Origin of the sequence: Paenibacillus sp. EZ-K15 (genome assembly GCF_002573715.1) — a bacterium.
In the GTDB taxonomy this organism is placed as follows: Bacteria; Bacillota; Bacilli; order Paenibacillales; family Paenibacillaceae; genus Paenibacillus_AQ.
Genome location: NZ_PDHM01000014.1, coordinates 1 through 9,012 on the forward strand (window position 1 = coordinate 1; position 9,012 = coordinate 9,012).

12 protein-coding genes are annotated in these 9,012 nt (G+C 35.9%); 10 read left to right on the plus strand and 2 right to left on the minus strand.

All coding sequences use genetic code 11. The annotated features are described in order from the left end of the window. Positions 1-69: 69 nt before the first annotated feature. From CRG97_RS12430 to CRG97_RS12440, 3 genes are all read left to right on the plus strand, one after another. On the plus strand, positions 70-534 hold the full coding sequence (locus CRG97_RS12430; RefSeq protein WP_098743235.1) for an RNase adapter RapZ: 465 nt from the start codon (positions 70-72) through the stop codon (positions 532-534). Between the two features lie 217 nt (positions 535-751). After that, a complete protein-coding gene (locus CRG97_RS12435) occupies positions 752-1,462 on the plus strand; it encodes a 3'-5' exonuclease (RefSeq protein WP_153047488.1) in 711 nt (236 codons plus the stop codon). 290 nt (positions 1,463-1,752) lie between these two features. Next, a complete protein-coding gene (locus CRG97_RS12440) occupies positions 1,753-2,358 on the plus strand; it encodes an AarF/UbiB family protein (protein ID WP_098743237.1) in 606 nt (201 codons plus the stop codon). Positions 2,359-2,686: 328 nt separating this feature from the next. Here the strand turns inward: CRG97_RS12440 and CRG97_RS33255 are convergent, their stop codons facing one another. Further along, positions 2,687-2,830 carry a hypothetical protein gene (locus CRG97_RS33255; RefSeq protein ID WP_202618914.1) on the minus strand — a complete coding sequence of 48 codons (144 nt, stop codon included), beginning with the start codon at positions 2,828-2,830 and terminating at the stop codon, positions 2,687-2,689. Positions 2,831-3,227: 397 nt separating this feature from the next. On the opposite strand from CRG97_RS33255, the gene CRG97_RS12445 reads away from it, so the two are divergent. The 5 genes from CRG97_RS12445 (at position 3,228) to CRG97_RS12465 (ending at position 6,837) form a co-directional block, all read left to right on the plus strand. Beyond that, positions 3,228-3,782, plus strand: coding sequence for a hypothetical protein (locus tag CRG97_RS12445; protein WP_098743238.1), 555 nt, complete (start codon positions 3,228-3,230; stop codon positions 3,780-3,782). A 191-nt stretch (positions 3,783-3,973) separates the two neighbouring features. Beyond that, positions 3,974-4,456, plus strand: coding sequence for a DUF1643 domain-containing protein (locus CRG97_RS12450; protein ID WP_098743239.1), 483 nt, complete (start codon positions 3,974-3,976; stop codon positions 4,454-4,456). Between the two features lie 150 nt (positions 4,457-4,606). Continuing rightward, on the plus strand, positions 4,607-5,374 hold the full coding sequence (locus CRG97_RS12455) for a nucleotidyltransferase domain-containing protein (RefSeq protein WP_098743240.1): 768 nt from the start codon (positions 4,607-4,609) through the stop codon (positions 5,372-5,374). Between the two features lie 200 nt (positions 5,375-5,574). Further along, positions 5,575-6,186, plus strand: a complete 612-nt coding sequence (locus CRG97_RS12460) for a hypothetical protein (RefSeq protein WP_098743241.1) — start codon at positions 5,575-5,577, stop codon at positions 6,184-6,186. A gap of 129 nt (positions 6,187-6,315) precedes the next feature. Then, positions 6,316-6,837, plus strand: a complete 522-nt coding sequence (locus CRG97_RS12465) for a hypothetical protein (RefSeq protein ID WP_098743242.1) — start codon at positions 6,316-6,318, stop codon at positions 6,835-6,837. A 177-nt stretch (positions 6,838-7,014) separates the two neighbouring features. Here the strand turns inward: CRG97_RS12465 and CRG97_RS12470 are convergent, their stop codons facing one another. Then, complete coding sequence (locus CRG97_RS12470; RefSeq protein ID WP_098743243.1) at positions 7,015-7,302, minus strand: hypothetical protein; 288 nt, start codon at positions 7,300-7,302, stop codon at positions 7,015-7,017. A 154-nt stretch (positions 7,303-7,456) separates the two neighbouring features. On the opposite strand from CRG97_RS12470, the gene CRG97_RS12475 reads away from it, so the two are divergent. Together CRG97_RS12475 and CRG97_RS12480 are read left to right on the plus strand one after the other, a co-directional pair. Next, the gene (locus tag CRG97_RS12475; protein ID WP_098743244.1) at positions 7,457-7,681 is read left to right on the plus strand and encodes a helix-turn-helix domain-containing protein; all 225 of its coding nucleotides are present in this window, start codon (positions 7,457-7,459) and stop codon (positions 7,679-7,681) included. A 124-nt stretch (positions 7,682-7,805) separates the two neighbouring features. Continuing rightward, positions 7,806-8,759: a serine hydrolase domain-containing protein gene (locus tag CRG97_RS12480; protein ID WP_237566372.1), complete on the plus strand. Its 954-nt coding sequence runs from the start codon at positions 7,806-7,808 to the stop codon at positions 8,757-8,759. Positions 8,760-9,012: the final 253 nt, after the last annotated feature.

Genomic DNA, 9,012 nt, shown 5'->3' on the forward strand with positions numbered 1-9,012 from the left:
TCGTTTGTCTTAGTAGGTTTATTATTACTACAAGTTTAAGAGGTGTCCACTTTTTATTCTAGGTGCATTATGGCAATTATATTTGTTACGGGCTTATCAGGTGTAGGTAAATCAAGTGTAATAGAACAATTAAAGAAAGAAGGGTACAACGTAGTTGATACTGACTACGGCTACATTAAGGAAATAAAGAATGAGGAAATCGAAGAAATTATTTGGGATGAAGAAAAAATAATTCAATTGTTGGAGAAGAGTAAGCAATCACACTTATTTATTTCAGGCACTTATTCAAATCAAGGGAAATTTTATAAACACTTTGACTATGTCGTTCTTCTGAAGGCTGAACTGAACGTAATGCTTGATAGGATAACTAATAGAACCTCAAATAATTATGGTAAGAGTCCAAAACAAAGGGCAAAGGTAATAGATAGTTTTGAAAATGTATTACCATTATTGGAAAAAGGCTCGGATATTATTATTGACACTACGCGTAACGATATTGACGTAGTTTGTAAACGACTAAAAGAATTATTATAAGCATCTTTATGCTGTTAATAAACGATGATATTTGAATTGTACAAGTATTCCGAAGAAGGCACTGACATCCTATAACCATGCATTCACGCTGCGGGCTGGCTCAGCCATCCCTTGGTCGCCAGAAGTTTGAGACGAGACGGTAGGCGAATTCAGGCGACAACCCCGCACCACCTAACCGCGTCGCGGCCGCCTTTGGGGCTTAAAGTGGTGGGGGTTCGTGAATGCGGGAACGTTAGCTGAAATTACTGGCTTAAAGGATGTTATTTCAATGAAGATAGTAAATATCTCAGAAAATGAGTATAGTTTAACTGATATTAATATCAAGGACATACATAGACAGAAGTATTGCGTGTTCGATTTAGAAGCAACTGGACCCAATGAAAATGAGGATAATATAACTCAAATTGGAGCTATTTTAATAGATAGTTCAGGAAGAATTGAAAAGACGTTTGATACGTTAATAAGACCTTTAAAACCTATACCTGAAATAATTGAACGCTTAACAGGGATTAGCAATAGGGATATAGAAAAAGCCCCGATGTTATCAGGAATTTATGAGGATTTTAGTCACTTTTGTCAAGATGCAATACTGGTTACTCAAGCGGGTTACGAATATGATTGGCCCCTCTTAGTAAATGAATGCAGAAGAAATGCTCTCCCTATGTTGACCAATCAATTGCTCGATACTAAAGCATTATTTACGTATTTACATCCTGAGATAAATGACATTGTTTCAACTAACTTTCTGATTAAACATTATACTATTGAGGATTCGGACATTAGGCGTCATAGTGCAATAGGGGATTGCGAATTGATTCGAAGAATATTTCTAGAACTATTAAAAGAGTATAGAATAAATGAAATTGATGAAATAAATATTGAGAAACCTATAATAATAAAGAAAGTTAAACTGCAAAAGCTATTATAGTATTTCAAAGAAGTCAGTAACTTCAGCTAACATAATATTCACGCTGCGGGCCGACTGACGTCGTCCCTTGGTCCGCCCGAGGCATTTCGAGGAGGATGGATCAGGCGGACAACCCTGCGAGGCTAACTGCGCAAGCGCAGCCGGCGACGTTGTCGCCTTAAGCCTCTCGGGTTCGTGAATACGGGAACGTTATGTGAAATTCAGCAAAAAATACAAACCTACTATAAAACATTACGAAAATGATTTCATCTAAAAAAGTAATTAAGTAAATAGTTGTTAGGGGGACCAAGGTGTCACAATTAGTAACCACAGATCATTTCAATAGCCTTGATGAAGATATTAAATATTACTGCTCCAAAATTTACTCAAATGACATTTCAAACGAAGAAGAATTCTTAAGTGTTTTAAGTAGAATAAACGTCACTAATTTGATTCCTTTAAGAGATGTTAATCGTGGATTCATTAGTGAAATTGTTGGACATGATTTAGTTATTAAAAAGTTCAATGATAAAGGTAAATATGATAGCGATATTATTGCATTGAATAGTCTTCAGAATTTGAACTGTATTCCAAGAATTTACTGTTACAGGGAAAAGTCTTTTCTTGTGATGGAAAAGGCAAAAGGAATCAGCTTAATAGATATTGTAGAATACAAAATTGAAGTTGATCATAATCAAATTATATCTTCATATAAAAACGCATATTTGCAAGTTTTAAATAGAGGATGGCAAGATTTTGATTTAAAGCTTGAACATATATATTGGGATATAACAAGCGAAAGGATAATGTTTATAGATTTTGGGCAGTATGGAAAACTTGAAAAGAGTAATCTATACATTGAGAATGCTTTAAATGTGGGTATTAGTAAGGTCATGTGTGATTTTAATCTGAGCTAATGATTTTTGTAATTCAAGGAAGCGCTGAACATCACATAACACCGCATTCAACGCTTCGGGCCGAGCAGGCTCGACCCTTCGTCCGGAAGAGGAATTTCGTAGAAGCAGACTCACCGGACACATTCAACCGGCTAAGTGGCGGAGCCACCTGGACTACGGTCCTTAAGCCCCTTGAACGTCGTGAATGCAAACCGTTACATGAAAGAATTGCTGATAGTACATGACTACTCAGAGAAGCGCTTGAGAAATTAGAAAAGGTTCAAGATGTCTTGAACCCTGAAAAAATGTAAAAAATCTATATGACTTTCTATTTAAGAAGAGTTTGTAATTACTTCTTCTTAGATTTTGCTTGAGACAATGCAGAACCAGCAACAGACTTAGAACTTGCACCAAATCGTCCATCTTGAAGGATTTTTGAAGCAGTAGAAGCAACTTTAGGTGAAGTAATTTTGTTGGAACTTTTTTTAACCATTTTGACTACCTCCTTCCTTTATTAATTCTATATATAGTTGTTATTTATGTCTGTTCTCATTTTGTTCGTACTATATATTGATTAAATGATACCAGGGATTTTTTGGTGAGTCAACTGAAATGATTCTGATATTTGAGATAAGTAAAAATATATAAAGAATGGAATAAGAAGTTGTAAGAAAACTCGGAGAAGGCAATTCCTTCAGATAACATTGTATCTACGCTGCGGGCTTTGCCCTTGGTTCACTAGAAGTAATAAGCAGAGGAGTGAATCCAGTTCACAACCCTGTGAGGCTAAGTCCATCGGACCCGGTCGCGTGGGCTCCCTTAAGCCACTCGGGTTCGTAGATACATCAACGTTATATGAAACCGATGTAAAGAAATAGGTAGGTGTATCAATGAATTTAGATTATGAAGATCGATTTCTTTCAGTTCTTAGAAATCAGATGGAAATTAAGGCCCTAGAGATGTGGCTGTATGAGCATGTTGAAAAGCTGGAGGAATCTTTAGGTAGAGATATGTGTTTCAAATTACTTGATCTTAACTATAAATCAAAATTTGTAATAGATGAGCTTGAACCTATATTAGTTAAGATATTGGGTTTTGACTCAGTTGAAGATTTTATTATCAGAGATCTTTTGATTCGACTTATGCAAACAAATGATGACGATGAGTTTATAAATATATGTAGGAGTATTTATCATGAGTATTGTAATGGATATAACTTTTTCAGATTAATGGCTCTTAAATACATAGTTTATGATTATGATTTTCAATTACATGACCCTGTTGCAAAAGCTGATTTTTTACTGAATAATCGAGCGGAATTTATTGAAGAAGGAAAGAGACTTTTAAGGTTTTTTGACTCCGGAGCGTTAAAAATATTTGACATTAAACAGTACATTGATTTAAGAACTAAAAATGAAAAAATAGAAGAAGATTATTGGAAGTAGTTCTAGGAGACATCGGCATCATATAACAATATGTTCACGCATCGGGGGCAAGCCCCGCTCGGTCCGGGAGGAACAGTCGGGGAAGTGAATGCCGGGACACATCCGACATACGTCGGACGTCGTGAACACGAGAACGTTATACGACAGAACTTTGAGAAAGCATTTTTAAAATTGAGAAGAAGGTGAATGTAATGAACCAAGACGCTATATTTGATTCAGAAAGAAAGTATAGATATTTATTGACTAGAGAATGGGATACAAATCTACCAAAGTTATTGTACATAATGTTAAACCCAAGTATTGCAAATGAAGTTTCAGAGGATCGGACTTCAAAACAATGCCTATATTTTGCAAATAAATTTCAATACGGTTCACTCGAAATAGTCAATCTTTATAGTTTAATATCAACTGATCCAAAAGGGCTAAAAAAATCGTTAATAGATCCTGTAGGTTCTGAGACGGACAAACACATCAGAGAAGCCGCGTTAAGAGCTGATCGAGTGATCGTAGCATGGGGAGAAAAACACTTCTTCAATAAACGCGATAAACAAGTAATAGAATTATTGAGAAAGGAAGAAGTTGAACTATTTTGTTTGAAAATGGCTAAGACTGGCCATCCAAGACACCCTTCAAGACTTGGGCATGACATAGAAGAATTGATTAGATTTGGATGAGCATTCAGGTAGCAAGTTCCATCGTATAACATAATATTCACGCTGCGGGCATACGCCCTTGGTCCGACATTCGTCGGACACCCAGCATACGCTGGGACGTGAATACAGAAACGTTAGCCGAAAGAAGTTCTTAGTTTAGGAGGAGTCTATATGATACTAGAAAAAGTTATAAATAGAATTGTAATACAAAGTGAATATAAGGATTTTGTTGAAAAGTATATAGATCATATCCTTACCGAATTTAAAGGTAAGATTCATAGCATTTATATGTGTGGCTCGATTCCAAAAGGAACCGCTAAACCTTTTAAGTCAGATGCGGACTTTACTATTGTATGTGTAAATCCCAAAGATATTGATTACGAAAGATTGTCAAATATTAAAGACAGGCTTTTGAAAGAATATCCAGTAGTAACTAAGATTGATACGATAATTTGCTCGATTGACGATGTATTAAGTAAACCGAATGAGTGGGGTTTTTGGGTTAAGATAATTTGTGTTTGCCTATATGGTCATGACATTGGTGAAAAAGTACCACCGATAATTATTTCTCCAGAGTTCATTTTAGACTTAAATACAGAGACCAAGGAGGAAGTAGATTGTATACATAGTTTACTTTCTAAAGCTAGTGATAACACAATGAAAACTAGATATATTAAAGGTTATTCTAAGAGATTAATTCGTGCATTATACTCTTTGGTTTTAGAAGATACAGGTGTATGGCAAGATGACATTATTAAGATGAAGAATGCCATATTAAACTATTGCGAGATTGACTCCGCTTTAGTTGATTATCTGTATGCTTGTTACTTGGATAGTAGTGTACTTGTTGAAGAGTTTCTGGGAATTGCAGATGAAGTATATAGCTATTTTGAGAACGCCTTAAATACAATGGCTGCTTCCAGAAATTCATTCGGCTAACACCATATTGACGCTCCGGGTCACTCTGAGAAACGAGTGACCACATCCAGCCCCCTAAGCCCGTCGGGACGTCACTGCATTAGGTGTTCGGCAAGCCTCACAACTATAAGCAGCGACTCTAAGAGGCCAGGACGTCGTCAATACAAAACGTTATACGAAATCATCTCATAGAAAAGCATTTTACCAAAGGGAGATCAAAAATGAATTCTGAAAATTTTTCATGGACAGAAGTCTACTCGTCTTGGAAATATTTTGTTGAAAATTATAGCTATAAATCTATTAAAGACCCGATCTTCAAACAAGTTCAAATACAAGCACAATCGAATCCTAATCTTAACATTGGAACTGGAATAATAGATTGGTGGCCGACTAATGAAATTGAATATAGAACAAAAAAGTTAAATGATAGAGGTATCCTAGGTGCTGATTGGGATACGGTAGTAGGTTTTAACCGAACTGCTGAGATGTTATGGGAAAACAAAGAAAATAATGAAAAACAAGCTCTGATTTGGATTGCTGCTGGATTGAATGAAGTATTAACTCATCTCCCAGAAGAATGGAGAGGAAACTCGTATAGATTTATCTACGAAACTAAATTGAATATTATGAAAGAATTTAAAGATAGAAATATGTGGTCATGGCACGCCTCGACCAAGAATTTCTTGCCTGTCAAAGTTAATAAATTCATGCAATTATATTCTGCCCCGATGGAGATATATAACTTAATAAATATCATAGCTATCGATAATGCTTTTTCAAGAAATGCATGGACATTAGTGCATGTTTCTCGAGAAGAAGATGACTCCGTATAACATAATATTCACGCTGCGGGCATACGCCCTTGGTCCGACATTCAGCCGGACACTCAGCATGGGCTGAGTCGTGAATATTGAAACGTTATATGACAATGCGATTATAGAATTTAAAGGAGGGAACTCGTGATGACAAATAAAGAATACAAAGAGCTAGTAGAAGCTAAGTATGGTAAGTCCTTAAAAGAAGTAATGTATGAATTGTGTGTGGATAGAAGATTAGATAAATGGGACGGAGCTAAAATATTAGACGTGCCTGAAAAAACATTTGTCGCTTGGAGAACCCAATTTCGTTTTGGTCCTGATCAATTAAGATATGATCATGCTGTAAAGATGAGGATTGAAAGAATCAGTGAGTATAAAGAGCAATTGGAAAACATAAATCTACGAAGAAAATTTACACATAATAAAGATAAATCCTTAAAAGGATTTCGAGAGCTAATTGAAAGGAAAATGGAACTGGAGAAGCTAAGAAGAACTTTATTAGAAGAAGAGGATTCGTTTAGTGATATGTCTGTTCTAATGAGAATTGGAATGCTTGAAGGTGTGCTAGACTATCTAGATGAGTATGAAAAGCATGAGGAGAATATAGAAGCTCGTTTTCTTAAAGAAGTAGAGATGATGGAGTTATTTTTAAACAGAGAAGTCTAATACAAGTAACTCAAGGCACCGACATATAACAGTACATTCACACTTCGGACAAGTCTCGGTCCGGCAGATGAGTTTCTAGGAAGTAGATGCAGCCGGACACACCCGGGCGTCGTGAATACAGGAACGTTATACGACAGAATCATAAACAATAGAAAAGAAAGAGGATCATATGATCCTCTAAATGCTAGAGTTTTGCAATTCACTAAAGAGTTGTAGAGCGTCTTTGAAACCTTGTATGTAGATACTTCTTTCTAAGATGGATTGGAGAGAAATTTGAGCGTCTTCGTATAGAAAAACCGTATGTTGAAGTTGATCGGGCAAAGCATCACGAAGTGTTTTAAAGTATTGATCTGCCTCCGCAGAAAGCTGATTGTATTCCGCATGACATTCCAAAAGCCCAGTATAGAGTAATTCTAGACGTATTCTTATAAGTGGTTCTGTTAGCGATTCTAATGTATTAACCATATCATATTCCTCCTTGTGATTAACTCTATAGAGTTATTGTATAACCTTATAAAGTTAATTGCAAGGTGAATATTTGACTTTATAGAGTTAAAACTTCGCTTTTTGTTGATGATTATTAATGTGGAAGATAAGATAGAGCTATGGAGGGAAAACGATGAACGTAATCAAGTGTAATATACGAGAACTCATGGCAGAACATCGAATAGATGATATAACCGAATTGATGGTGAGATCAGGTTTAAGTCGTAACTCAATCAACAAGTTATATAGGGAGACGAATATAGAAACAACAAAATTAGAAACACTTTTCAAGTTGTGTGATACGTTTAATTGTAAGTTGTCTGATTTGATCGAATATGTACCAAAAGAAAATAAATAATGACAGCCGCTTCGAGAAGAGATTCCGTCGTATAACAAAATATTCAAGCTGCGGCTCCGTTGGAGCCTTGGTCTGCTGGAAGGATTCCGATGAGGCATTTCAGCAGACAACCCCTTTGGGGTTCGTGAATACAGAAACGTTATCTGAAAGGCACGCAATTGACAAAATTAAAGGAGTAATTATCATTATTAACTTACATGAACTCGAAAAAACGATAAAGAAAGATAAAATTGAAAGCTGTGTTGTTTATGAAGGCGGCGCAACTTTATTTGAGTATTATAGAAATCGGAAAATGAAAGATAAACAACACAAAATAAATTCAGTTACAAAGAGTGTTATGTCTGCATTGTATGGAATTGCAATTCAACAGGGGTATATTGATAATGAGGATGTTCCGATTTCTAGTTATTTCAGTGAAATCGATGATACAAAAAAAGAGATTACAATTAAACATCTATTAACGATGTCCTCGGGTTTGAGATGGCCTGGAAATGAAGCTATGATTCCAACAAAGAATTGGGTTAAGTTCATTCTTGAACAACCTGTTGAAACAGAACCTGGAAAGCAAATGAAGTATAGTTGTGGTAATTCGCATTTACTTAGCGCTATATTACAGAAGGCAACTAAAATGAACACAGTGGATTTTGCTAAAAAGAATTTATTTTTGCCTTTAGGTATTCATGATTTCAATTGGTATCAAGATGCTAAGGGCATTGCAATAGGTGGATTTGGTTTGACAATGAAGATAGAGGATATGTTGAAATTTGGGGTCCTATATTTACAAAACGGAGAATGGAATTCGAAGCAGATGATTCCTACTAAATGGATTAAAAAATCAACAAATAGTAATTCTGTAGCAGAATCTTCGTATGGATATCATTGGTGGATAATGAATAGTAAGGCTTTAGACTGTGAAGAAGATAAGACATACTATGCTATGGGCATGGGGGGCATGAAAGGGCAATATATATTTGTTAATCAAGAAAGACGATTAGTTACCGTATTTACAAGCAACTTATCTAATAATACCTCAAGTCCAATACAATATTTTCAGAATTATATATTAAATAAGGGATAGATCAGTTTATTCAGAGAAGGCGTGCCAATCAGATAACAACGTATCTACGCTGCGGGCTTTGCCCTTGGTTCGCATGAAGAGGTAGGCAGAGAAGTGGATTCGGCTCACAACCCTGCGAGGCTAAGTCCATCGGACCCGGTCGCGTGCGCTCCCTTAAGCCTCTCGGGTTCGTAGATACAACAACATTATAAGAAATCGGTGAAAATGATAAGGAGCAGAAAACATGAAATGCCCTCACTGTAACAACGAATTA

Excerpts from the sequence above, each read along its gene's own strand:
- CRG97_RS12430 (WP_098743235.1), top strand. The coding sequence starts at position 70 with ATGGCAATTATATTTGTTACGGGCTTATCAGGTGTAGGTAAATCAAGT.
- CRG97_RS33255 (WP_202618914.1), bottom strand. The coding sequence starts at position 2,830 with ATGGTTAAAAAAAGTTCCAACAAAATTACTTCACCTAAAGTTGCTTCT.
- CRG97_RS12445 (WP_098743238.1), top strand. The coding sequence starts at position 3,228 with ATGAATTTAGATTATGAAGATCGATTTCTTTCAGTTCTTAGAAATCAG.
- CRG97_RS12450 (WP_098743239.1), top strand. The coding sequence starts at position 3,974 with ATGAACCAAGACGCTATATTTGATTCAGAAAGAAAGTATAGATATTTA.
- CRG97_RS12455 (WP_098743240.1), top strand. The coding sequence starts at position 4,607 with ATGATACTAGAAAAAGTTATAAATAGAATTGTAATACAAAGTGAATAT.
- CRG97_RS12460 (WP_098743241.1), top strand. The coding sequence starts at position 5,575 with ATGAATTCTGAAAATTTTTCATGGACAGAAGTCTACTCGTCTTGGAAA.
- CRG97_RS12465 (WP_098743242.1), top strand. The coding sequence starts at position 6,316 with ATGACAAATAAAGAATACAAAGAGCTAGTAGAAGCTAAGTATGGTAAG.
- CRG97_RS12470 (WP_098743243.1), bottom strand. The coding sequence starts at position 7,302 with ATGGTTAATACATTAGAATCGCTAACAGAACCACTTATAAGAATACGT.
- CRG97_RS12475 (WP_098743244.1), top strand. The coding sequence starts at position 7,457 with ATGAACGTAATCAAGTGTAATATACGAGAACTCATGGCAGAACATCGA.